Origin of the sequence: Selenomonas oralis (genome assembly GCF_051603425.1) — a bacterium.
Taxonomy (GTDB): domain Bacteria; phylum Bacillota; class Negativicutes; order Selenomonadales; family Selenomonadaceae; genus Selenomonas; species Selenomonas sputigena_A.
In genome coordinates, this window is record NZ_CP194411.1 from 887766 (window position 1) to 911134 (window position 23369).

The 23369-nt window shown below is 57.0% G+C and carries 19 protein-coding genes, 2 pseudogenes and 1 CRISPR repeat array (1 of these 22 only partly in view); of the genes and pseudogenes, 8 read left to right on the forward strand and 13 right to left on the reverse strand.

What is annotated here, in order from left to right; translation table 11 throughout:
- Positions 1-135: direct repeats of the CRISPR family, unit length 35 nt; unit sequence ATTTCAAACCACATTCCCCGTAAGGGGACGGAAAC; it begins 572 nt to the left of the window's first position.
- A 170-nt stretch (positions 136-305) separates the two neighbouring features.
- Both ACRTGH_RS04230 and ACRTGH_RS04235 read left to right on the forward strand, forming a co-directional pair.
- The gene (locus ACRTGH_RS04230; RefSeq protein WP_368846716.1) at positions 306-1436 is read left to right on the forward strand and encodes a D-alanyl-D-alanine carboxypeptidase family protein; all 1131 of its coding nucleotides are present in this window, start codon (positions 306-308) and stop codon (positions 1434-1436) included.
- Between the two features lie 69 nt (positions 1437-1505).
- On the forward strand, positions 1506-1976 hold the full coding sequence (locus ACRTGH_RS04235; RefSeq protein ID WP_368846715.1) for an RpnC/YadD family protein: 471 nt from the start codon (positions 1506-1508) through the stop codon (positions 1974-1976).
- 549 nt (positions 1977-2525) lie between these two features.
- On the opposite strand, the gene ACRTGH_RS04240 is transcribed toward ACRTGH_RS04235, so the two are convergent.
- Genes ACRTGH_RS04240 through ACRTGH_RS04265 form a run of 6 tightly spaced genes read right to left on the reverse strand, consistent with a single transcriptional unit; the run spans position 2526 to position 10412 of the window.
- Positions 2526-4484 carry a TIGR03986 family type III CRISPR-associated RAMP protein gene (locus ACRTGH_RS04240; protein WP_368847999.1) on the reverse strand — a complete coding sequence of 653 codons (1959 nt, stop codon included), beginning with the start codon at positions 4482-4484 and terminating at the stop codon, positions 2526-2528.
- 3 nt (positions 4485-4487) lie between these two features.
- Positions 4488-5051, reverse strand: coding sequence for a type III-D CRISPR-associated protein Csx19 (csx19, locus tag ACRTGH_RS04245; protein WP_368847998.1), 564 nt, complete (start codon positions 5049-5051; stop codon positions 4488-4490).
- On the reverse strand, positions 5048-6451 hold the full coding sequence (locus tag ACRTGH_RS04250; RefSeq protein ID WP_368847997.1) for an RAMP superfamily CRISPR-associated protein: 1404 nt from the start codon (positions 6449-6451) through the stop codon (positions 5048-5050). The genes csx19 and ACRTGH_RS04250 overlap by 4 nt, the downstream gene beginning before the upstream one ends.
- Positions 6451-8076, reverse strand: a complete 1626-nt coding sequence (locus ACRTGH_RS04255) for a hypothetical protein (protein ID WP_368847996.1) — start codon at positions 8074-8076, stop codon at positions 6451-6453. The genes ACRTGH_RS04250 and ACRTGH_RS04255 overlap by 1 nt, the downstream gene beginning before the upstream one ends.
- The gene (locus ACRTGH_RS04260; protein ID WP_368847995.1) at positions 8077-8745 is read right to left on the reverse strand and encodes an RAMP superfamily CRISPR-associated protein; all 669 of its coding nucleotides are present in this window, start codon (positions 8743-8745) and stop codon (positions 8077-8079) included. It lies immediately after the preceding gene.
- Positions 8745-10412 carry a hypothetical protein gene (locus ACRTGH_RS04265; protein WP_368847994.1) on the reverse strand — a complete coding sequence of 556 codons (1668 nt, stop codon included), beginning with the start codon at positions 10410-10412 and terminating at the stop codon, positions 8745-8747. The genes ACRTGH_RS04260 and ACRTGH_RS04265 overlap by 1 nt, the downstream gene beginning before the upstream one ends.
- 332 nt (positions 10413-10744) lie before the next feature.
- On the opposite strand from ACRTGH_RS04265, the gene ACRTGH_RS04270 reads away from it, so the two are divergent.
- The 6 genes from ACRTGH_RS04270 to ACRTGH_RS04295 all read left to right on the forward strand — a co-directional run bounded on the left by ACRTGH_RS04270 (position 10745) and on the right by ACRTGH_RS04295 (position 17774).
- Positions 10745-12139, forward strand: coding sequence for a hypothetical protein (locus tag ACRTGH_RS04270; protein WP_368847993.1), 1395 nt, complete (start codon positions 10745-10747; stop codon positions 12137-12139).
- Positions 12114-13130, forward strand: a complete 1017-nt coding sequence (locus tag ACRTGH_RS04275; protein WP_368847992.1) for a WYL domain-containing protein — start codon at positions 12114-12116, stop codon at positions 13128-13130. Before ACRTGH_RS04270 ends, ACRTGH_RS04275 begins: the two co-directional genes overlap by 26 nt.
- 171 nt (positions 13131-13301) lie before the next feature.
- Positions 13302-13655, forward strand: a complete 354-nt coding sequence (locus ACRTGH_RS04280) for a hypothetical protein (protein WP_368847991.1) — start codon at positions 13302-13304, stop codon at positions 13653-13655.
- A 39-nt stretch (positions 13656-13694) separates the two neighbouring features.
- Positions 13695-15530: a TM1812 family CRISPR-associated protein gene (locus ACRTGH_RS04285; RefSeq protein WP_368847990.1), complete on the forward strand. Its 1836-nt coding sequence runs from the start codon at positions 13695-13697 to the stop codon at positions 15528-15530.
- A gap of 12 nt (positions 15531-15542) precedes the next feature.
- Positions 15543-15905 (forward strand): CRISPR-associated protein, encoded by a 363-nt coding sequence (locus tag ACRTGH_RS04290; RefSeq protein WP_368847989.1) that lies wholly within the window; start codon positions 15543-15545, stop codon positions 15903-15905.
- Between the two features lie 12 nt (positions 15906-15917).
- Positions 15918-17774, forward strand: a complete 1857-nt coding sequence (locus ACRTGH_RS04295; RefSeq protein WP_368847988.1) for a TM1812 family CRISPR-associated protein — start codon at positions 15918-15920, stop codon at positions 17772-17774.
- 135 nt (positions 17775-17909) lie between these two features.
- On the opposite strand, the gene ACRTGH_RS04300 is transcribed toward ACRTGH_RS04295, so the two are convergent.
- From ACRTGH_RS04300 to ACRTGH_RS04330, 7 genes and pseudogenes are all read right to left on the reverse strand, one after another.
- Positions 17910-18167, reverse strand: coding sequence for a Txe/YoeB family addiction module toxin (locus tag ACRTGH_RS04300; RefSeq protein WP_368847987.1), 258 nt, complete (start codon positions 18165-18167; stop codon positions 17910-17912).
- Entirely contained in the window at positions 18164-18430 is a 267-nt protein-coding gene (locus ACRTGH_RS04305; protein ID WP_368847986.1) for a type II toxin-antitoxin system RelB/DinJ family antitoxin, read from the reverse strand. Before ACRTGH_RS04305 ends, ACRTGH_RS04300 begins: the two co-directional genes overlap by 4 nt.
- Positions 18431-18491: 61 nt before the next feature.
- The gene (locus ACRTGH_RS04310) at positions 18492-19238 is read right to left on the reverse strand and encodes a M48 family metallopeptidase (RefSeq protein ID WP_368847985.1); all 747 of its coding nucleotides are present in this window, start codon (positions 19236-19238) and stop codon (positions 18492-18494) included.
- 113 nt (positions 19239-19351) lie between these two features.
- Positions 19352-21781, reverse strand: coding sequence for a DNA gyrase subunit A (gyrA, locus tag ACRTGH_RS04315; RefSeq protein ID WP_368847984.1), 2430 nt, complete (start codon positions 21779-21781; stop codon positions 19352-19354).
- A 57-nt stretch (positions 21782-21838) separates the two neighbouring features.
- Positions 21839-22075 (reverse strand): hypothetical protein, encoded by a 237-nt coding sequence (locus ACRTGH_RS04320; protein WP_438474702.1) that lies wholly within the window; start codon positions 22073-22075, stop codon positions 21839-21841.
- Between the two features lie 129 nt (positions 22076-22204).
- Positions 22205-22321: pseudogene (locus tag ACRTGH_RS04325) on the reverse strand (transposase); the annotation flags it as partial.
- Positions 22322-23114: 793 nt separating this feature from the next.
- Positions 23115-23363: pseudogene (locus ACRTGH_RS04330) on the reverse strand (transposase); the annotation flags it as partial.
- Between the last annotated feature and the right edge of the window lie 6 nt (positions 23364-23369).

The following is a 23369-nucleotide window of genomic DNA, read 5'->3' on the forward strand; positions in this document are numbered from 1 at the left end:
ACTATTATGCACTCTGTGAGTAACTTATTTCAAACCACATTCCCCGTAAGGGGACGGAAACCAGCACAAGATAACTGTTGCCCGGCTTATACGCCATCTTATTTCAAACCACATTCCCCGTAAGGGGACGGAAACTTGAACGGTAAAAATGTTATTGCCCACACAAAAGTCAACCATTTCAAACCACATTCCCCGTTCCCATTTGGTGGACGCGGGGATTTCTGCTATAATGGAAGCGAAGCTGCAATGTCCACTTCCTGGATGTTTGTGCGTGTAATTTTCGCAAATGACTGGGGGCTCTTTTTTTGCGTTTTTATAGAAACTTTTTTCTCTTCGCGCTCTTCGGGGCGCTTTTCTTGCCGCGCCTGGCGCTGGCGGCGGAGGCTGTAGATATTACGGCGGCTTCGGCGATTCTCATCGAGGCCTCTACGGGACGCGTGATTTACGAGAAGGCGGCGGAGGAGCCGCGTTTTCCTGCGAGTACGACGAAGATGATGACATGCCTCCTCGCTCTGGAGGAGGGCGAGCCGGGCAGCATTGTCAGCGTCAGCTCTCGTGCGGCGGAGACGGAAGACACGGAGCTTCATGCGGGCGACCGTTTCGCTTTGGCGGAGCTTCTTGCCGAGATGATGCTGCGCTCGGACAACGGTGCGGCTGTCGCTGTCGCGGAAGCTCTGGCCAGCTCGCCGGACACTTTCGCCGAACGCATGAACCAGCGGGCGAAGGAGCTTGGCGCTGTGCATACGCATTTCCGAAATCCGCACGGGCTGCCGGATCCCAAGCACGTTTCCACGGCACACGACATCGCGCGCATTGCAGCCTTTTGCATGAGGAATCCCAAGTTCCGCTCCTTTGTCGGCACGAAGGAGCGCGAGATCGTCTGGGCTTCGCCGCAGAAACACGCCCCGATGATGAATACGAACCAGCTTCTCTTCACTTACGAGGGCGCAACGGGCATCAAGACGGGATATACGAATGCGGCAGGCGGCTGCCTCGCGGCCTCTGCCCGACGCAACGGCATGGAGCTCATCGTTGTCGTCCTCCATTCAGCGGATGAAAACACGCGTTTTTCCGATGCCGCAAAGCTTCTCGATATGGGCTTTCGCCGCGTGAAGTTCGCACCCGAGTACCGCCGGATGGATTTGGAGCGGCGCGTCTGGGTTAAGGGCGGCAAGGAAGGCATCCTTTCGCTCTATCCTGCCGAGGCGCTGCGCCTGCCGCTCCTCGACGGCGAGACGGAGAACAAGTACCGCATCGCTTTTGACGTGCCGCGCGTCATCAGCGCCGGCGTCGAGGAGGGGCAGCATCTCGGCGATCTCATTCTCTACTACGACGACAAGGAGATCGGCCGCATCCCGATGCTCGCAGAAAAGAGCGTCAGCCGCGGCTGGAGCGTTTCCGGCCTCTGGGCCTTCGTCGTCGGGCTGTTCTATTAAGAACAGCCCGATGCCATATTCTGCAAATCGAGCCATCCGCTTGTCGTCGAAGTTCTCAATATCAACTATATGGACGATAAGCCGAATCGCCCGATTTTGGAAAAATGCCATGCGCTTAAAAGCTACAGCGTCTTTGTCGCCAAGGTGCGAGAGTGCGTCAAGAACGGCAGCACCCTCGAGGCGGCTGTAGGCGATGCCGTGCGTTATTGCGTGGCTCATGACTATCTGGAGGAATACTTTCGTCAAAAGCATAAAGAGGCGGTCTTCGATATGCTGAATTTTGCTTGGGATCAGGAACGTGCCTTAGAGGTCCGTGCCAAAGAAGCAAGGGAGGACGGCCGTCAAGAGGGCCTGTCACAAGGTTTGTCGCAGGGTTTATCGGAAGGTTTGTCGCAAGGTTTGGAGAACGGCTTGGTCATTTCTATTCGCAGCATGATGGAGAAATTGGGCATTTCCATGGAAAAAGCGATGGATGTGCTGCAGATTCCCACGACAGAGCGTGCGAAGTATGCCACCTTGGTCAGCAGCGGTCAACGTTAGCCAATCACGCTTCACCTTCGGTTTGCGTTCTTGGAACGTTTTCGCATACGACCTATTGACCAATCCGCTGCGCCCTGTGGGCTTGCTTCTTGGATATGTCAGCAGCGGTCAACGTTAGCCAATCACGCTTCACCTTCGGTTCGCGTTCTTGGAACGTTTTCGCATACGACCTATTGACCAATCCGCTGCGCCCTGCGGGCTTGCTTCTTGGATAGGTCAGCAGCGGTCAACGTTAGCCAATCGCGCTTCACCTTCGGTTCGCGTTCTTGGAACGTTTTCGCATACGACCTATTGACCAATCCGCTGCGCCCTGCGGGCTTGCTTCTTGGATAGGTCAGCAGCGGTCAACGTTAGCCAATCGCGCTTCACCTTCGGTTTGCGTTCTTGGAACGTTTTCGCATACGACCTATTGACCAATCCGCGTAAAAAAGAGGCTGTGCGCCAGTCGAATTCGACTCGTGCACAGCCTCTTTTTAATACTTGACAAAAAGCCGAGATCCCTATCGCGCGATGCCTTGCTGCTGCAAGATATCGCGATCCCAAGGCTCCTTAATATTTCTCCTTGACGAATTCGAGCGCGGGCTTCAGGACGACGCGGTCGACGAAACGTCTGTCGCTCTTGTCGCCGATGCGCATCATGGAGGTCTTTTCTTTCCAGTTCAAAAGCGTGGTCGTCTTCCAGTTGAGCATCATGCGCAGTTCGGCCATGAGCTTGTCGAAGCGGTTCCGATCCTTGCCGAGCCAGTTGTCGCGATAGGTGCGGAAGGCTTCAAGGGCGCTCTTTCCGTCCGCTTCCACAAGATCTTCGCGCCATTTGCCGCCTTCGAAGAGGCTCGAAAATTGCTTTTCCGTATCCTCAAGGAAGAGCCGCATCTTGATGCGGACGGAGCCGAGCCCGATGGATTTCCCCTGCCCAAGCTTGAAGCAGATATCTTCTTCGCCCGTGGAGAGGGAGAACACTTCGAGCAAGGCGCCGAGCTCTTCGGGGCGAAGGTTCTTGAAGCGAATCGCTCCCTGGAAGCGCGATCCTGCGGCAAGCGGCTCTATTTCCTGCATCCCGCTCACGGCATTCCCGCTGCCGCCCAAGCGCCATGCGTCTTCGCTGCTCGGCTGGTGCCAATAGAGCTTGTAGCCGCGCAGCTTCCTGCCTTTTTCCTTGTCCCAATGCGCAGGGTCATTGCCTTTCTGTTCGAGATAGAGCTGGAAGGAGGTCGGATTCGGCGACATCAGCGGACGGGAATAAGACGGCGCGAGAGGCGTCGGGGCGCCGATGAGCTCCGCGTCCTCGAAGGAGACGCGCCCTGCCCAAAGCGCCTTGCAGCCGAAGATGGCATCGGCGAAATCTATCGTGTCTTTCTTCAGCCCTGTCGGCACATGGTCGCCGATCCGGCTTTCGTAGGGGATGCGGTAGTAGCGGCCATGCCCGAAATGCTGCACGGCATTATCCTGGGCGACGTAGAAGCAGGGAACGACGAAATCGACGTCCTTGCTGTTGGTGAATTTCTGCGCCTCCCCGCCCGTAAGTCCCCGTGCCAGCTCCTTCGGCCCGGCCGGTTTCAGGAGGTCGAAGCGGTTGCGGGACTTATCGTCTCTATAGCTTTTCATTACCATTTCCGGTACGGGGATGCGGCTCTCCTTGTTCCAGTCGGCGTTCTGTACGCGGTAATAGACCTTTTTCTCTTTTGGGGCTTTTCCCGTGACGATATCCGCACTGTTCTCCTTTCGGTTCCAATCGATCCGGGCTTCATTTTGCGGGTCGTTCGGCGGTATGAGCATTCCCTGTTTTTCGGCGGGGCAGATGAAGTATTTTCCCTGCACGCGGATGAGAAAGCCTGCTCTTGCTTTCGAGACGAGCTTGTCCACTTCCTTTTCCACGGCGTTTTCGCCTTCCCCTTCCGTGACCGTTACCTGGATGGTCTCGATCATGCGCACCTTGTAGTAATCCGCCAGGTCGCTTCCTTTATCCACGAGGGAGCGGAAGTAGAGATGGCGCTCGGTGAATTCTGTGCCGGGGCGCATCGCGCCGCAGGAGGTGATGCGCAGCATGTTTTTGACGAGGCCGCGCAGGGTGCTGCCGGGAAGGATCGGCCGTCCCGCGGGCGAGAAAAATTTCGTGCCGCTGCCGCCGATGAAGCCGGGCGTGAGCATTTCGATGTCGAGTTCGATGCGTCCGGTCTTGCCGCCTTCCTGCAAAAGGTATTTCTTATAGCGTTCGCAGCGCTCTCCCTCTTCCATCTTGTGCCAGGCAAGCTCCTGATCGAGCGGAGCCGGCAGGATGGCATCGGGCAGGGAAACGAAATTGTAGGGCGCCGTCGCCATCTGCGTGGTTCTCACATAGGTGGAAGCCCCTCCGCCGCCGGGGCGCTTCCCGGGATAGCTGCGGCTTTTTTTCTGCTCCTTTTTTTTCGCCTCGTTATAGGCTTTGCCCCAATCTTTCTCTTCCGTCTTTTCTTCTGGGACTTCCCTTTCAAACGCTTTCCCGAGCTTTTCTCTCCAGTCTTCTGCCATGCCTTATCCCTCCTTGAGAGGCACGATGGCCTTGTAGCGAATATCGTCGTAGCCTGCCTGGTGCGTCTGCGGGTCGTAGCCGATATAGCTGCGCGTCACGAGGGCATAGGCCTTGGCCTCTTCCTCTGCGGGCACGACCATGCGGAAGCCGCGCCCGCTGTCGGTGAGCGTCGCCCAGCCGTCGGCGGCGGCAGTGCGTTCGCCCCAGAGCTTCGCTGCGCTGTCGACGGCTTCCTGCCCGCTGCCGGGCGCATCGCAGACATAACGCCCGACGAGCTTGCCGCGCTTTTTGACGAGGCGCAGTTCTTCGTCCTCGTTGAATACGCGCATTTCCTCAAGCAGCAAGGCATCGAGGTCGCTGCCGTCGGCGAGGCGGATGCCGCCCTCCTGCCAGCGGCCCCAGACGATGCGGTGCAGCTGCCAGGCCACGAGGCAGGCGTCCTTCTTCATATAGCTCCGAAGCGTCGTCCGGATGTCTTCCGAGCTGCGGGCAGCGACAATGCCGGCTTCGCGTTGGCAGGAAAATTCCTCTATGGCCAACGGTTTCATGAAATCCTTTTTCGTCATGCCCCTTCTTCCTCCTTCTCTTCGTAATCACGCAGCGCCTTTGCACAGGCTTCCAGCTTTGCCGCACCGTCGCCTGTGATTTCGCCGTCCGCGCCGAGCGTGCAGCTTTCCTCGCCGAGGGAGATCGTGGCCGAGATGCCTGCGAGACGGCCGCGGCCGACGGAGCTTTCCCCGCCAACGGCGATGTTTCCCTGCCAAAGGTCGCGCAGAAGGTAGAGGGCGAGCCCTGCTTCCCAAGGCGCATAATCTCGGATTTCGTAGTGAAGCGAAAGGGTCGGCGTCCCCTTTTCCTTCTGCCAGACAGGTTCCTCGGTGAAGAGGACGCTGTCCACCGTGCCGCCAGTGAAGCAGTCGATCCGGTTTCTGGCATGGGCGGCCGCCTTTACGCCGTCCCTGAAATATGTCTCATCGACGAGGAAGCGGCTTTTCTGTCCGCCGCTTTCCCGGCTGCAGCCCATAAGTCCGTCGAGCATTCCTGCAGGCTTCTTGAGGATGTCCAGGATCTCCTCGGCACGATGGCGCAGGACGCCCTTGAGGCTCGTACCGGGAAGGAGGAAGTCTGCACCGCTCTTCTTTTGCCGCGCCTTGATCTTATCGTTCGCATCCACATTGTTTTCGCGCACGATGAGCGAACCGCGGACGGCGAAAGAGGCATCGACGGAGAAAATCCCGGGCGCCCTGCGCCCCGAAGACTTCTGCCCCGCGTAGCTTTTCTCCGCCGCCTCGCGCAGAAGCCAACGGCGCACATCTGCAAAATCATGAAAGTCATAGAAGGATGCCTTGACGTCGGATACGGAAATCTTGCCGAATCCCTTGGAGGTCAGCGCGCCGACGCGGATGCCTCCGGCGAGCCAGTCCGTGAGCTTTTTCACGGCTTCCTCGATGTCCCCCTTCTCTTCCTGCTTCATGCGCCGTGTGACGGTCATGCGCAGCCTGCCCTTAGCGCCGCGCTCCACGGCCTCATAGTTGTACTTGCGCCCCTTGAGGGCCGTACCGGCATAGGCGGCGATGCCCACGCCGTCGCGCAGGACGATGGAGGCGTTCTCCAGTTTGACGTCCTCGATGTCAACAGCGCTCTGCCAGCTGTCATCCGCCTTTTTGCCGCGCACGATCTTGCCGAAGAGAAGCTCCGCCGTATCTTCCGGCAGCAGCGAGCGCAAAACGCCCGCGAGCGAGGTGCCGGGGATGAAGGGGCGTTCGTGCCTGTCCTTCAAAATCTGCGTGTCGACTTCATTCCTTGCCCCGTCCTTCATCAGCCCCGTGCCGATCAGAAGCGGCGAGTCGAGCACGAGCGTGCCTTCCATGAGGATCTTACCCGTAACGCTGGCGGCGTTCAGCTTGCTTTCCTTGCCGGACGCCGTATCCGCATAGGTCTTTTTTGCAGCGCTTGTCTCGGTCATCAGTCAGCCGCCTCCTTTTTCTGCTGGACGGCCCTTTTGCGCGCATGGCGGAAGAACCAAAGCCAGTAATCATAAAAGATCTCTCCATCCGTCTTGATATCGGGAATCTTGAAGTCCACATCCGCCGCCAGATCCGCCGGGACATCCTTCCCGAGGTCGAGCGAGGCATAAGGCGGCCGCACGGTCGGTCTGCCTTCAAGCAAATCCCTGAGCTCCTGCCCGTCAAGCTTCACCGAGCGCAAATGTTTTTCAAGCGGGCTTTTTTCGCGGAGTTCGTTCCGGAATCTCTCGCGGAAGCGGCCGATGGCCTCTCCCAGATTTTCCCTTGCACCGAGCATCGTCTCGAGCCGAGCAAAGGCATGGGTCATGCCCGAAAGGTCGGTGCGCAGCGCTTCCACATCCTCGTATGCCTTGAGGCGGATGCGCTCCTGTATGCGGCGGCGCAGGATGGCGGCCACCAGCGTCTTGGCTCTCGGGCTTTCGGCCTTGCGCTGCGCCTCTTCCCTGCCTGCCGCCTTCCGAAGCGTGAAGTTCTGCAGCGTCCAGGGACGCAGCCTGCCAAAGCCTTCTTCCGTACGCGCGCCGCAGCCATCCGCGAGGATGGCGGCAAGCGCGGCCTTGTCCTTCTCGCTCCAGGGCGTTTCCTTTTTCAGCTCGAAAAGGGAGCCGGCAGCGAGCGCGAACTGTGCCGGACGGTGCATATTCCAGACGCCGACGAAGTTCGACGCCTTGTCGGAAGCTGCGAAGATCCTGCCGATGCAGAAGTCCTTGGAATCGGCTTCTTCCATGAGCTGGCCGAGCAGTTCCTCCTCGAGGGTTTCGCGCGCATTTCTTGCGACGGCCATGAAAGGAAGAAGCGGCGCGTCGAGGCGCAGCCAAAGGCTCTCCCCCTGCACGGCGAATCCTGCGCCGCCGGCTTCCGCTTCGAGCGGCACAGCCTCGCCAAACGTGATGCGGCAGTGCCCGTACTGCGTGAAACGCGACTTGCCGATCTGGCAGGAAAAAGATGCGCCCGCCAGGTGCAGCCCGTCGAGAAGCGCCGTGAGATCCTGCGGCTCGCCGCTGATCTCGCCGCAAAACTCCTGCTCCGGCAGAATGGACTCGTAGTTGTAGATGCCGCCCTCGGTGCTCTTGCCCGCGAGACGCTCCTTGCCCGGAAAATACCCCCGGCGCGTGCGATGCTTGTCATCCGTATTGCGGCTCATGTGCAGCGAGATGTTCTTCGCTGCCTCGACGCGCTCTATGGCGCCGTCCTCTAGGATGCCATAGCCCTTGAATCCCTTGAACCCCATCTCCGGTTTTTCAAAAGCAAGGTCGGAGAGTTCGCCGGAAACCTTGTGCTTCTGTAGGGAAAGGGGCAGGCACAGGGCGCGGCGTCCGTCCCTTTGGGACGTGGCTGCGGAAAACTTCAGCCCGCCGGTGAAGAGGCGGCGAAAGCCCTCGTCCTCATGGGCGCTCCTGCCGAGCTTGTTTGCCCGGATATAGCGGTCGGCAAGGACGCCGCGCAGGATGGAGCCGCTGAGGAAATCTCCCGTTTCCGTAAACGTATCGGCCTGGTTTCCCGCCGTAAGAATGAGCGGGGAAAGCGCCTCGACCGTCACCCGGATTTTCTGCTTCTCTTTCAATCAGCCCACATCCTTTCTGAGTGCAGCTGCCAAAAGCTCCTCCTGATCCTGCATCGTGCAGCGGATCTTGCCGAAGCCGCGGTTGCGCTTCAGTCCGGCGGAGCGCAGATTGGCAAAGGCCAGCGCCAGAGCCTCCCTGTGCCTTTCCTCCGCGCCGACAAGCTCGATCTCTCCCGTGAAGACAAGATCATCCGCCTCCACGACCTGCATATTGTGCAGGGAGTTCTCCAGGGCGGTGCCGGTCGCCTTATCGATTTCCGTCTGGAAGCGCAGCGAGGTGTATTCTCCCAGAATATCCTCGGGGCGCAGCGCCTCCTTGTAGCGTCTCATGAGATACGCCATATCCTTTCGCAGCGCTTCGTAGCCCTCGGGATGGAGGTCATGCACGATGAGCTTGAGCGGCTCACCGTCCGCTTCCGCCTGCGCCAAAGCCGCATGGCCGAAAAGCTCCTCTACCGTTTCCCGCGCGAGGAAGCGCCTGCCGGAAAGCTCCGCCATCTCCACGACCTCCAACGCGCTTTCGTAAAGCAGGCCTTTGAAGCGCTTGGCGGGAAACAGCGGAATGCCGTACACATCGTGCACGACCTCGGCGTCGAGCGTCACATCCGCCTTGCCGGAGCTGAGATGCAGAGGCGAGAGCGCCTCGATCCTGACCTTGTATACTGCCATCACGCATCCTCCTTATCTTCGGCCTGCCGCTTGCCTGCGGGCAGGAATTCCAACAGCTCGATGGCTTCGACGAACGGAGTGCGCATGGCAGCGTGACGTTTTTGCCACAAATGCCCCGTATAGTCCTCCCAGCCGTCGACCTGCGGCAGGCGGTATCCGTCGTGGCGAAGCTGCTCGAGGTACTTCTTCGCCGCGTGCTCGTCATGCTGCAGGACGCTGCGCAGCTCCTTGAGCTTGTTGTTCGGGATTTTCCTGCGCAGGCCTTCTGCAAGAGCTCTGAGCTTGCGGAAGGAGTAATGGTCGCTGCCGTCCCCGTCGATGCGATAGGGTCCGAACTGCAGGCTGCCCAAGGCGCCGCGGTATTCCTGGCGGCGAATCTGCTCAAGCGTGGGCGCCTGCTCGCCGTGCAGCCGCAGGAAATCGAGCCAGCAGCTCTTCCTCGGCGTGAGCGATTCATCTGCGGCGTCCGCGGACTTGCCCGGCCGCTCCTTAGCAGTGTCCGCCAATTTTCTCATGCGCACCTTGGCACAGTCGCAAAGCTGCTCGGCGATTTCATAGCCCCGGAAGAAGGGATAGGCCGTCGGCAGAATGGCCAGACCGGCGCAGGTGTCAAAGCCCTTTTCCATCAGCGCCTTCATGATAAACTCCGTGAAGGCGAATGCCGTCTTGGCCGCACAGACAAACGTCATGTCGTCGCCGCCCAGGATCAGCGGGCGCAGCGGCAGATAAAACCTGCCCTCGTCGGTGCGCTTTTGGCTCAGGAAGTCCATGGGGCCTTCCTTCTCAAGATCGAGCACCAGCTCCGCGAAAGCACGGATCGTGCTGCGGTAAATCTCCAGGGATTTATTCTTGTATTCGGTCAGGGTTTTTAGACCGCTGAACTGCAGGCCCATGTTGTTGCCGTCGATGTGCACGACAGCGATATAGCTTTCCGCTTCCTTTTGCCCCATATCGTCAAGCGAGGCCGGAAATGCCGCATGTGCGAGGAAGCCTTCCTTCTCTTCCTCCGAGAGAACGCTCGCCAGCTTTTCACGCAGCGCCTCCTCGGCGGGCGCCGGCTTCCGCCCGGAAACGGCCACGCGGAGCTTCTGCGCCGCATCCTGCGAGAGATAGCGTCCCAGCCCCGCATCATAGGCATTGGCAGCTTCGCCCGTACCATCCGAGGAAAGCGTAAGTCCCGTGTAGGGAACATTCGTCAGCGGAAAAGCGAAATTCTGCTGCTCCTTGAGCTTGAGGACGAGACCGCTGCGATTTTTAGCGTCGTCGTCCGACCATCTGCCGTCCGCCGCAAGTTCCAGACTGCCGATCGCCGCGCCCGTCTGAAGGCCCGGGCATTCGACGAGCAGGCGGCGCGAGAAGCGGCGCACGATTTCCGGCGCGGCCTCCTCGCCTGCATCCGGGCGCAGGAGGATCAGCGCGTTGCCGCCGCCGATATAGGCGACACGCGCCTTCTGCGGCATCGAAGCCCAATCCGGCTCCTTCTTCTCCCGCCAAGTGACGGCATCAAGCTCGCCCGTGCCCACGACTTCCTCCACGGCAGGCAGCAAAACATCATAAAAAACGCGCTCTACCAGATACGATGCGCCGATGTTCGTTTTCAGCTGATTACTCGAAAATATGTACTTCTGAATCGAGCGGGTATCGAACAATATTGCCCTCAATTCCATCAAAAAGCCCCCTTTTTTATGAAAGACGCCACCTTCTGCCCCGTGCGCAGGAAAGCTCCCCCTGCTGCCTTGCGGACATTTCCTGCCGACGGCTGCCGCCGTCCGGTCTGCCCTCAGGATAGCAGAAAAGGAACGGAACGCTTGCCAAAAAACCTGTGACCTTGCAGCGCCATTGTCGGCGAAGCGTCCTGCGACTTAATCGTCCTTTAATTATTCGCGCTTTCTTCTAAGAAATCCTGCCGACAAATAAATCAACCGGTATGGACAAGAAGGCCTATAAAGATTATACTTTGATTAGTGAAAATATATTTGCCGGACGGGGGATGGATGCGATGGCGCGAACACCAAAGGACGAGAAATTAAAGACCTTCAATAAGTTCATTACCGATTACGACACGCTGCGCCCCTTTTTGCACTACATCTCCTACGGCTGCTACCACAAGCGCTATATCGCGAAGCAGCTCGGACAGAGCACGCGCACCTACGAGGACAACTGGCAGCGCGTCCGCTCCTGCCTGCCCGAAGATCGCCGCCAGTCCACGCGGCAGGGGCGGACGGAAATCCACAGCCTCAAAGGCGACGCCTACCAGAATGCGGGAAACTTCCTCGCGCGCACCTATCAGATCCGCGCGCTGCAGGAGGAAACCGCCTGCTATCTGCTCACCCTCCTCCAGCTGCTCGGCGCGGCGGCATCCCCGTACACCCTGCATAAAATCCGCAATACGTATCTCGACGGCAAGGAACCGATGCCGGCGGCTCTTGAAAATGTCAGCAACCGGACAATCCAGCGCCAGCTCGACGCCTTGGCAGATCAGGGCCTCCTGCGCCGCCAAAAAAATGGCCCGGGGGGCGCAATCCGCTACGAGCTTGCGCCCGATCCCCTGGCAGGCCTTACGGCAGAGCAAGTGGACAGCCTGCACCATGCCATCGTTTTTTACCGCTGCATTTCAATGCTCTCCGTGCCCGGCTACTTTCTGGAAGAAACGCTTCGCGCCATGTATCCGGGAGCGGAAAAGCCCTCGATTCCCTGCCAGTTCAAAAATTCGGCAGTCACACGCATCCTCGACGACGAAATCCTGAACCGGATTGTCTTCTGCCTGGAAAACGAAGCTCCGCTTCGCTTCGTTCACCGCGGGAAGGAACGTCTGGCTCTCCCGCTCGAAATCATCACGGACTTTTATACAGGCCGCCAATACATGTCCGCCATGGAAGGCACGCTGCCGCAGCACAAGAAACGCAAGGCGTCCAAGGCGAAAGCAGCCGCCAAAAATGCCGGAGAGACAAAAGCGGCAGCCGCTGCAAGGAAGGCGCAGGCGCAGCTCGCAGAGAAGGGAAAGGCCTTCTCGCGCCACATCGTCATTCCTCTCGAAGATATGACAAAGGCAGAGGAGCAGCCCGAAATCAAAGCTGCGGAAACCGCCTTGCGCCCGCCGCGCCCGCCCCATGATCTCGTGCTGCATTTCTTCTATAGACACGAGAATGAATGTGCGAAGATCAAAGAGCAGATCCGGCAGCGTTTTCCCGAAGCCGTCCTGGAGGAAACATCCGGCGGCATCCTGCGCGCCGCGCTTCAGGCGCCGGACACACACCGCCTTATTCCCTGGCTCCGCACCTTCTATCCCAAGCTCGCCGCCTGCGGCACGGAAAAGGCGCATCTGGCCGAAAAAATGGAAAACGATTTGGAGGAGGCGTTAAAAAACTATGGCCTATGCCCCGCTTTTTCATGAACTTCATTCCAGCCTTTTCCTTGAACTCTGCCGCATAACCAACGAACTCAAAAAAGGCGCGCGCCCGACGAGGAAACAGCTGCTCGACCGCCTCCTGCGCCTGGAAAATATGGATCTCAGCGATTGGTCGAGCCAGAAGCGTCTGGACAGCCTGCTCAAGACCCTCTTTCCTTCGGAAACCGACGGGGCAGCCGAACTCTTCCTCGAAAAGAGCGTGCCTTTTCGGGCGACGTCATGCGAGCTTCGCTGGCTCAAGACCATGCTCGAAGACGAGGCGGCCGCCTTCCTGCTCGATGAGCCGCTGCGCCAAGAGCTGCACGAGCGCCTGGCAGACGTTCCTCCCCTTCCCCGTGAAAAATGGACGGTGCAATGCGACAAAGGCGACGCGGCGCTTTCCCTGCAGGGACTGCTGGCAGAATTTTGGTCTGCCCTGCGACGCGGACGCATGGTTTCCTACATCAATATGGACGGAAAGGGACAGCGCCACGAGCAGGCTGCAGCGGCGCCCTGCCGCCTGGAATACGATGCCGCCGCCAATCGTTACCGCGCGATTTTCTGGATTTCCGAAGATCCGCGCAGTCCGGGCGAAAACGGGCGCGCTGTCAAGGTGAATTTCTCGAACCTCGAGGACTTGCAGTGCCTGGAAGAATCCGCCCCGGCGGATACAGAGGAAAAATTCCTCGCCTTTTTGGCAAAGCGGCGCCGCCAATGCCGCCTGCAGCTCCTAAAGAAAAACAATGCCGTCAACCGCGCCTTCCGCCTCTTCGCTCCCTATGACAAGGAAGCCTCTTACGACGAGGCAAACGATGCCTACGCGCTCACCGTCCATTACTACTCCTTCGATTACGAGGACATCCGCAGGAAGATCCTCTCCCTCGGCTCCGCCGCCATCGTGCTCGCCCCGCAGGGGCTGCGGCAGGACATCATGAACACCCTGCTCACCCAATGGCAAAGACTGCAGGCCGAACACGCGACGAAAGCCACTCCGTAAGCCGACGGATTCCTGCGCCGCGCCTTTCGCCGCGAGCAAAAAAAGCCGCACAAGAAAAATTTCAGCAAAAATCGCAAGACCGAAGTTTTTTTGTCAACCCCCCGCTCCCCATACTGCTATAATACGTCTTGTAAGCGAGTTATGAACAGCATTTTGAAAGGAGCGAATCTTATGTTTTTTGTTGCAGAATTTTTCAGCATGTTCAGTGGGGCACGGGAAGGGACAGTGATGGATGAAGCCGCACGGCAGACCCTGGCAGAACGGCTGCAGCGGCAGGAGCGGGAGCGGTTTGCGCCTCGGTTTGAGGCAGGCTCCGAAGATGTAGTGGAGGGCGACGACGGCAGCGTCTTTGGCGGCAGCTTTTTTGCAGACGCGTTTGCCGGCTCGGACAGCGCCGCTGCCGAGACCGGCGCCGTTTCAGGTTACAGGCAGTCGAAAAAGCGGCTTTCCGTCCTTTGCAGGGCAAAGAAAGCCGCCTTTTCGGCTGCCTGTCCATTGGGGAAGTGCCCAAGGCTTGCCGCATAAAAAGAAAGAAACGCGTCTTTTTCGAGAAAGGGGAACACCATGAGTGAAGTGAAGAAACAGTATCATGTCATGCTTGCTTTCGCAAGCCTCATTCCTTCTATGAAAGAAACGAAATACTACGGCATTGATAGAAGGACACTTTTTACAGGTGTACAGTCAAACGAAGCAGGCATCTGCCAGGTTCAGGAAATGCTGCGCCCGAATGGACTTGACCGCATCATCCTTATAGTGAGCGAGACAGCCAACCAGCCTGCAGAAATAAAATCGGAATCAGACAAACAGAAATGGCAGCAATTTCTGGACAGCAAAAATAAGGACTCCATGTCGCCTGTTGACTTCCTAAAAACGCGTATTTCGGATAAATATCCGAACTTGGAAGATAAATTCATGGACATCCCATATTCCGAAAATGACAGCACGCGAGATTCCATGAACCGTATCGCGGAAGTTGCAGCGCATGTACAGGAAGTTGTTGACAAAGTGCGCGAAACATCCGAGAACACCGAAGATGCAGAAATTATACTCCATGCAGATATGACAGGCGGATTCCGTTATGCCGCCATGATGATGCTCGCCATTATGCAGCTCTCCAAATATATGGGTGCCAAGATCGGCCATGTTATTTACTCTGAACTTCCACCGCGCGAGCGGCCAAATGACCCTGGGCGCATCCGGGTCGCCGACGATATCCATCGGATGTTCGACCTGATTGCGGGCGCGGACGAGTTCCAGAAGTATGGCAGTGTGCAGGCGCTGGAGGAGTACTTCGGCGATACGGAAAAATACGGGGCGGCCTTTCAGGAGCTTTTCCACGCCATGCGCCGTTTTTCTGATGCCATCCGCATTTGCCGCACAAGCGTGATCGAGCACGAGATGGGCGAGCTGGCGGAAAAAATCCGCCACTTCCGCGACAACAAGGGCAGCGCGATCGAAGAAGAAATGTTCGCCAAGATCATCGGCGTCATCGAGAAAGAGTACGGCTCCGTCATCATCAACGCAGATGAGCCGAAAGCAGACCGCCGCCTTGACATCATCGCCTGGTGCGTAAGGAAAAAGTTCCTGCAGCAGGCCATGACCCTGTGCTCCGAGTGGATCCCGGGAATCCTTGTGGAAAAGAGGATTTGCTACACGGAAGACCTATGGACGATTCGCGAGTGCCGCAAAATGGGCAAATCATCCATGCAAAGCTGGCAACAGCAATTCATCATTAAGTATGGCCCAAAAGAAAAGACCAATAAAAAATTTCCTGTCGGCGATTGTGAAAAAATGATTCGCTACATCCTGGAAAATAGGGCAAAAAAATTTATCAAAGAATTACCGAAAGAAATGCAGCCAAAACTCATCACCTTTTTTTCTGACTATGAAAAAGACTATGAAAGGCGGCATACACTTAACCTGAAAAAAAATGAAGTCCCTCGTATTCCAGATCTTTCTGCAAAGCATCCCCTGCTGAAGAAGATCATACATTCATATTTTGAAAGCATTGACCAAAAAAAGCCTCTTTCTTATGCAGATTTGCCCAATCGACTATCAAAGTTGAAGGAATCGCAGCTTCTCCCTTTATTTGGCATATCTGCGGAAGTTGCTGAAAAATACGATTCGCAACACACGGGGCAAGATGACTATGCAGCGGAGAAAAAGGCTCTTTGGGAAAGGCGTGCAAAGCAATACCGCGCGATGCTCCAAGGCGAAGCGGGAAGTCATGTGATGCATACCGATAAATCAATACCAGAGGCATTGGAGTTCCTCCATGGCTATTTCAAGATTCGCAATGAGCGAAATCAATCAAATCATGCAGTCAAAGATGCCGTGCAGGAAAATACAGCTCTTGAGCAATCCATTGCAGCATATATCAAAGCGCTCAGAAACGTATAGGGGGGCAAAACGATGCTGATCAATCATACGAACCATCCTGCGGTGCGCTGGTCCCGGGAGCAGGCGGAGGCTGCGCGCACCTGGGGCGAGGTGGCGGACATGCCGTTCCCCGAGATCGGGGCAGACTGGGATGAAGAGCGCGTCGCCGCACTCGCGGCGGAAAACGCGGCAAAAATCATCGCACAGCAGCCCGCTGCCGTGCTCTGCCAAGGCGAATTCACCTACGTCTACCGCCTTGTGAGCCTCCTGCTCGCGGCAGGCATCCCCGCCCTCGCGGCCTCCAGCCGCCGCGAGGCCATCGAAACGCAGGCGGCGGACGGCTCGTCACAGAAAATGAGCCGCTTCGTATTCACACGTTTTCGGCAGTATCGGTAAGGAGGAAAAAACATGAAACACCATATTATGTTCCTGATGCTCAGCGATGTAAAAGTGAATCCGGAGCATACACTCGTTTCCATCACGGAATATAAGCAGGGAATCGGCAAATGTGCCGTAACGAATGAATCCGCCGTGCGCTATTTCCTGCTGCAGGAAGAAGCGGGAAAGCGCCTGCAGCTCGACAAGCTCTTCCTCTTTGCGACGAACAAAGTGAAAGAACCGATCGCCATAGCAAATTGTCCCGACGTTCCTACCGGCTGCACGCACCTGGACTTTTTCAGGAAACGGCTCAAGGACGTGCTGCCGGGAATCGAAAAAGAAGACTTCATTGAAACCGTCCCCTTTGACGAAAACGAGGCCAGATCCGCTACGATAGACACCATTCTCAACATGGCCGGACGCATCATGAAATATGCCAAGGAGGAGCATCCGAACGACGAGGTCGTGCTGCACGCCGATCTTACGGGCGGCCCGCGCCATGTCGTCATGCTGATGCTCGCCGTCATGCGCCTTTTGCAGTACAACGGCATTACGATCGGTAAGACCCTCTACTCCAATTTACCAAACAAAATCGTCGAAGAGGCCAATGACATCTACCGCCTCTTCGATCTCATCGCCGGAGCGGATGAATTTGCCCAATTCGGCAGCGTTTCCGCCATTCTGCGCTACTTTGGCTATAAAAGAGAGGACGGGAAACTTGCAGGCGGCACGAGCGGATCCCCGAGCCTGGACGCCCTGCTTCGCGCCATGGACGGCTTCGCCGAGGAAATCAAGATCTGCCACTACGGGGCCTTCCGCCATGCCATCGAGGAGCTTGCCCGGGCATGGCACGCCTTCCGCACGGCACGGGAAGAAGGGCTGCACGGCGTCGATGCGCGCATGATGGCGCAGCTTCGCTTCCGTATCGAGGCAGAGTACGATACGATCCTGAGCGAAACCCTCGACGACGTGCGCCTCATGGAATGGTGCGTCCGGCACAACTACCCGCAGCAGGCTCTGACGCTGTTCACCGAGCGCGTGCCTATCTTCCTGCAGGAAAGCGGCATCCTGCATCTGGATCCTGCGTTTAAGGAAAAGGTCGCCCAGGAAAAAGGCAAAGACGACAAACGCAGGACGATTTTCTATCTCTTTGCCGACTACAGGGACGAGGCTGCAGAAACCATCATGAGCAAACTGGACAGCCGTTTAGCCAAAGCGCAGAGCGCCTACCTGAAAAATATCCGCCGCATCATGGGCGAGGCTCTTGACGGCAAGCAAGTGGAGGATTTTGATCTTCTGCAGGCATTGGGCTTTGATCAGGAACTCATCCAGATTTTGCAGGAAGCCGACGTGTTGGAAAACCACAGGAAGATGTGCGCCTGGGGCAAGAATCCCGAAGCCCTAGCCGCTGAAATAAATTTGGACCCGTTTGGCCGGATGCTTGCAGATAAGTTCCGCCTCTATAAGAGAACCCAGCGCCTTAAGGCTCACCCTGAAAACGAAGCGAAATTCGATGCAAACTGGGAGGACTTCTTCAACCATAAGATGAAACCCGCGCAGAAATGCAAAGAACTTTCCAAATTCATCAAGGACGCGATAAATCCCGAGGATGCAACGACGCTGTTTTCCCGTCTTGAACGCAAGCCGGGGGCGGAAAAGATCCTGTCCCTGCGGCACTGGCTGGACAAGGGCGATCTTTCCTGCAAGATTCCGCGCGAACAACTTGAGCAGATCCTCTCCCTTTACCAGACGATCAAGACCGAGCGCAATCTCAGCAATCACGCGCGCGAGGACAGCGAACCGGGCAAGGCGCGTGAGGTCATCGCCTATATCGAGGAAGGCATCCGCTTGCTGAAAGACGGGCAGAAACAGCTGAAACAGGCCTAATCACGCGCCGCCCTGCGGCGACATTCCGCAGCGAAACCAAAAACCAAGCTCCCAGCAAAACACTATGCTTCCCCAACGACAAAACAGCCGCACAAATTATGTGCGGCTGTTTTGTCGTATACGATTAAGCGACAATTACAAATAGTGCCCCCGACAGGCGATAATACGCAAAACATCATCAAGCACATCATAGACAATACGGTTTGTATCATCAATACGACGGCTCCAATAGCCGAAGAGTGTACCGCGAAGAGGCTCGGGTTTGCCGATTCCATGAAAAGCATCCCGCTGCATGTCCTTGACAAGTTCATTGATTCGTTTCAAAGTTTTGCGGTCTTGCTTCTGCCAGTAGAGATAATCCGCCCAAGCGCGTTCCTCCCAAAGAACCTTCATGCATCTGCCTCAATCAAGTCATGCTCTTGAAATTTAGCAGTCCCATCCCTCACATCAGCAACGATTCTCTCAAGGTGCGCGATATTTACGGGAGAATAGAAGGGATCGACAGAAACATCAAACGGAATGCGCCTTTCACGGCTCATCTTTTTAGCGAAGATCGTAAATGCCGTCGTCATATTCATCCCAAGCTCACGGCATACATCTTCCATGCTCTGCTTCAATTCAGCATCCATGCGAATATTGACCAATGTCTGCGCCATCTGAATCAACTCCTTCGCTGTCAGTTTAGCACAAAAAGAAAGACATTGTAAAGACAAACCATCATAGAAGCGGTGCGTTGACGAGCTTTTTCCGCTCGCGCCAATCGGGGCAGAATTCGTCCATAAGGCTCTTGAAATGCGCGTTGTGATATCTCTCCCAGAGATGCGTGAGCTCGTGGATGATGATGTACTCGAGGCAGGCGGGCGGATACTTGGCAAGCTGGAGATTCAGCCAGATGCGGCGCGCACGGATGTTGCAAGTGCCCCACTTCGTCTTCATGTTCTTCACGCGCCACTCGGCTGCTTTTTGGCCGACGATGGTCTCAGCACGAGCCAGGACGGGCGGCACGGCAGCGAGAAGCTCCCGGCGGTACCATTCGCCCAAGACGGCCTCGCGCTCCTTCGCGACGCTTTCCGCTTCCGCAGCCTTGAGGCAAAGGATGAGCCGTCCGCCGTCCCGCAGGACGATGTTGTGGCGACGTCCGAACTTCACCGTCAGCTCCAGAGCCTCGCCCCATAGAAAGCAGCGCTCACCGCTCAGGAAGCGGCGGACATCCGGCTCAGGACGCGCGGCAAGCGCCGCCCGCTTTTCCTCGATCCATGCGGCATGTTTGGCGACAAAGCGGGCAAGCTCGACGAGCGCGGCACGCTTCGGTGCGCTCAGGTGCACCGTGCCGTCGGGCGGCAAGACGCGCAGATAAAAATTGCGGATGGGCTTTCGCTCAAGCTCGAGTGAAATGCCCGCAAGCGTCGTAGAAATGACCGTCCCTCCTCGGGAATGATTCCGCGGCTTCACTTTATTCCCCACTCCGGCATATCCCTTCCATCCTTCCTGCAGCAAAAAATCCTCTGCCCGGCAATGCTGTGCAGAGGATTTTTCTCTTTGCCCGATTCCGGCAAGCCCATTTCAGCAGCGCCGTTTCAATGATTCTTCTGCTCCATCGTGGCGAACGAGGCAACCTTGTCGCCCTCTGCCAGACGCATGATCTTGACGCCCTGCGTATTGCGGCTGATGATGGAAATCTCGTCCATCTCGGTGCGGATAACGATGCCGTCCGTCGTGATGAGGATCAATTCCTGCCCCGGGCGCACGACCTTGAGCCCGACGACGGCACCCGTCTTTTCCGTGACCTTCATATTGATCAGCCCCTTGCCGCCGCGCGACTGGGAGCGATACTCCGAAGTTTCCGTGCGCTTGCCGTAGCCCTCGGCCGTGACGGTCAGAACCTGCGCGTTGCGCGCGAGGTTGTCCATGCCGACGACTTCGTCGCCCGCCTTGAGGTTGATTCCCTTGACCCCGCGCGCCGTGCGGCCCATGGAGCGCACATCGTCCTCGGCGAAAGCGACCGCCATGCCGCCTGCCGTACCAAGAATCACATGCTTCTCGCCGTCGGTGAACTTCACGCCGATAAGCTCGTCGTCCTCGTCGAGGTTGATGGCAATGAGGCCGGCTCTGCGGATCGCCTGGAACTCCAAAAGGCTCGTCTTTTTCACGATGCCCTTCTTCGTCGCCATGAAGAGGTAGCGTTCCGGCAGGAACTCCTTGACCTGGATGACCGCCGTGATCTTCTCTTCGCCCTCAAGCTGCAGGAGATTGATGATGGCCGTCCCCTTCGCCTGGCGGCTCGCCTCGTTGATCTCGTAAGCCTTGAGACAGTGGACGCGCCCGCGGTTCGTGAAGAACAGGATCGTGTGATGCGTCGTCGTCACGAGGATGTTCTCGACGAAATCCGTTTCCTTCGTCCCCATGCCCGTCACGCCGACGCCGCCGCGCTTCTGGCGGCGGTATGTATCGAGCGGCATACGCTTGATGTAGTTGTTGTGCGTGAGCGTGATGACGACGTCTTCCTGCGCGATCAGATCCTCGACATTGATCTCCGATGTGTCGATGGTGATCTCCGTGCGGCGTTCGTCGCCGTACTTTTCGCGCACAGCCAGAAGCTCATCCTTGATGATCCCATCGATCTTGCTCTCATCGGCGAGAACGGACTTGAGCCATTCGATCGTTTTCAAGACTTCCCGGTACTCCTCCTCGATCTTCTCGCGCTCCAGACCGGTAAGGCGCTGCAGGCGAAGGTCGAGAATGGCCTGCGCCTGCTTCTCGCTGAGCTTGAATCCTTCCATCAGACGCTCGCGTGCAATATCCGCCGTGCGGCTCTCGCGGATCGTCGTGATGACGGCGTCGAGATGATCGAGCGCGATGGTCAGGCCTTCGAGAATGTGGGCGCGCGCCTCGGCTTTTGCCAGCTCATACTTCGTGCGCCGCGTGATGACATCCTGCTGGTGCTTGATGTAGTAGTGCAGGACTTCCTTCAAATTCAGGACGCGCGGACTGCCGTCGACGAGAGCGAGCATGATGACGCCGAAGCTCTCCTGCAGTTGCGTGTGCTTGTAAAGCTGGTTCAGGATGACATTGGCGTTCGCGTCGCGGCGCACGTCGATGACGATGCGCATGCCGCTGCGGTCGGATTCGTCATTCAGCGCCGTTATGCCCTCGATCGCCTTGTCGCGCACGAGATCGGCAATCTTCTCCACAAGCCGCGCCTTGTTCACCTGATAGGGCAGCTCCGTCACGATGATGCGCGACCTGCCGCTCGACGTCGTCTCGATATGGACGCGCGCGCGCATCTTGATCACGCCGCGCCCCGTGCGGTAAGCCCGTTGTATTCCCTCCGTGCCGAGGACGAGCCCCGCCGTCGGGAAATCCGGCCCCTTGATGACCGTCATCAGCTCCTCGACCGTGGCATCCGGCCGATCGATGAGCATCAGCGTGCCGTCGATAACCTCGCACATATTGTGCGGCGGGATATTCGTCGCCATGCCGACGGCAATGCCCGAAGTGCCGTTGGCAAGAAGCTGCGGGAATTTCGCCGGCAGAACCGTCGGCTCTTTCAGCGACTCGTCGTAATTCGGCGCAAAATCCACCGTCTCCTTGTCGATGTCCTGGAGCATGAGCTCCGCCACTTTCGACATGCGGACTTCCGTATAGCGCATCGCCGCCGCCGGATCGCCGTCGACCGAGCCGAAATTGCCATGGCCGTCGGCGAGCATATAGCGCATGGAAAAGTCCTGCGCCATGCGCACGATCGCATCGTAAACGGAGCTGTCGCCATGCGGATGATACTTACCGAGGACTTCACCGACGATACGCGCCGACTTCTTGTAGGGCTTGCCCGAGCCCATGCCCGCCTCCTGCATTGCATAGAGAATGCGGCGATGCACGGGCTTCAGACCGTCGCGCACGTCCGGCAGGGCGCGGGCGACAATGACGCTCATAGCATAATCGATATAAGAATTCTTCATCTCACTTGCGAGATTTACAGGAACGATCTTCCCCTCGCCAAAATCCACAGTCTCACCCCAAAAATACAGTCGAAAAAATATCTAACCTAAAGAGTATAGCATTTTTCAAGCAAAAAGTCCATGCGACGAAAGCAGCGCAATCTGCCTTGCCATCCCTGCCGCTGTGTTTTCCTTGATCTTGGCTATGAACAGGCTGTACTCCCGCAGGGCGCGGCTTTTCTGCAAGAGTTTTTTCTCTTCGCCGTATACGACGTTGTGGAGTGTGACCTTCAGTTCCAGATGAATTTCCTCGCCGGACTCGAGATAGGCGTCGGACAGCTTCATCCGCTCTGTTTCCGGCATCTCCTTTTCCCCATTGTAAACTACACGCACAAACATCCACTTTGTGGACATTGTGCGTCGCCCTTACATGAAAGCTGCCATTCGGTCTGCGCCTTCGGCTTGACCTCTTGGGCTTTCATTGTAAACTACATGGAACTCTGGCGCCGGCAACAGAATCCGCTTGTTCCTATACAGCCGCTTGGCCTCGATGTCCTTGCGGAATTGCTCGCAGATATAGTACAGGCAGCGCAGCGCCATGTTCGCATTCTCCGTGCATAGCATAGTTTCCCGCAAAACGTCGGTTCCGTTAAGGCGAATGACAGCCGCATGGAGCAAACTGTCGACTGCCAAATGCAAAGCCCGACGGCAAATCGCCGACGGGCTTTGTTTTCATACCGCAGGCGGTATGTATGTACATGTAAGATAAGGAGTATTACACGAACAGCTTCCATGTGGCTGTTGTTTCAATACCGCAAGCGGTATGGATGTACATGTAAGGACAAGAGCAATTTTTACAATGCGATTCACTGCGCGTTTCAATACCGCAAGCGGTATGGATGTACATGTAAGAATGTATACTTGTATTAAGGACGAGGATTGTTCATGTTTCAATACCGCAAGCGGTATGGATGTACATGTAAGACTGTCCCCCGCAGCCCTTGAAAACACTGGGCTCAGAAACGGATTTCTGAGGCTTCCGGCTTTTTTGGCTGATTTCGTAAAGTGACGGGAATTTTTTTGTTTCAACAGCACCCCCAAAAAGTCCTCTCAAGCCGATAACAGCAAGGAAACATTTGTCCACGTAAAAAATCTGAGGGTGAGACCGTTTTCGGCAAATTCCTCAACCCCACGGGAACAGTATATCATACCGAAGCGATGCCCGTCAAGACTGCTTGCACAGGCAGACAAACAGAGGATGCAGAAGTAAATTTCCCCGGCTCCTTGCCTGCCAAATTTCGCCAATGGCCCGCAGGCTGCCTGCACAAAAGAATCGGGCCCGAAGCCCTGCCGCTTCGAACCCGATTCCTTTGTCCTGCCTCCGCCGCTCAGAGCGCTCTCTTTAGAGCAAGCTGTGCAGCCTGCCCACTTCTTTAATTTTATCGAGCGATAAATCCGAGACCCTGGCAATGGTTTCCAACGGCAGCTTCTCTTTCAGCATCCCCAGAACCACCATCGCCTTGCCACGCTCAAGACCCTGTTCGATGCCTTCCTCGCGAATGGCGTTCTCGTATTCTTCTTGGTTCCACTCGAAGTCCACCATATCGACAACCTCCCTCTCGTGCGCTTGCAGGAATTCCCGCAAAACGTCGGTTCC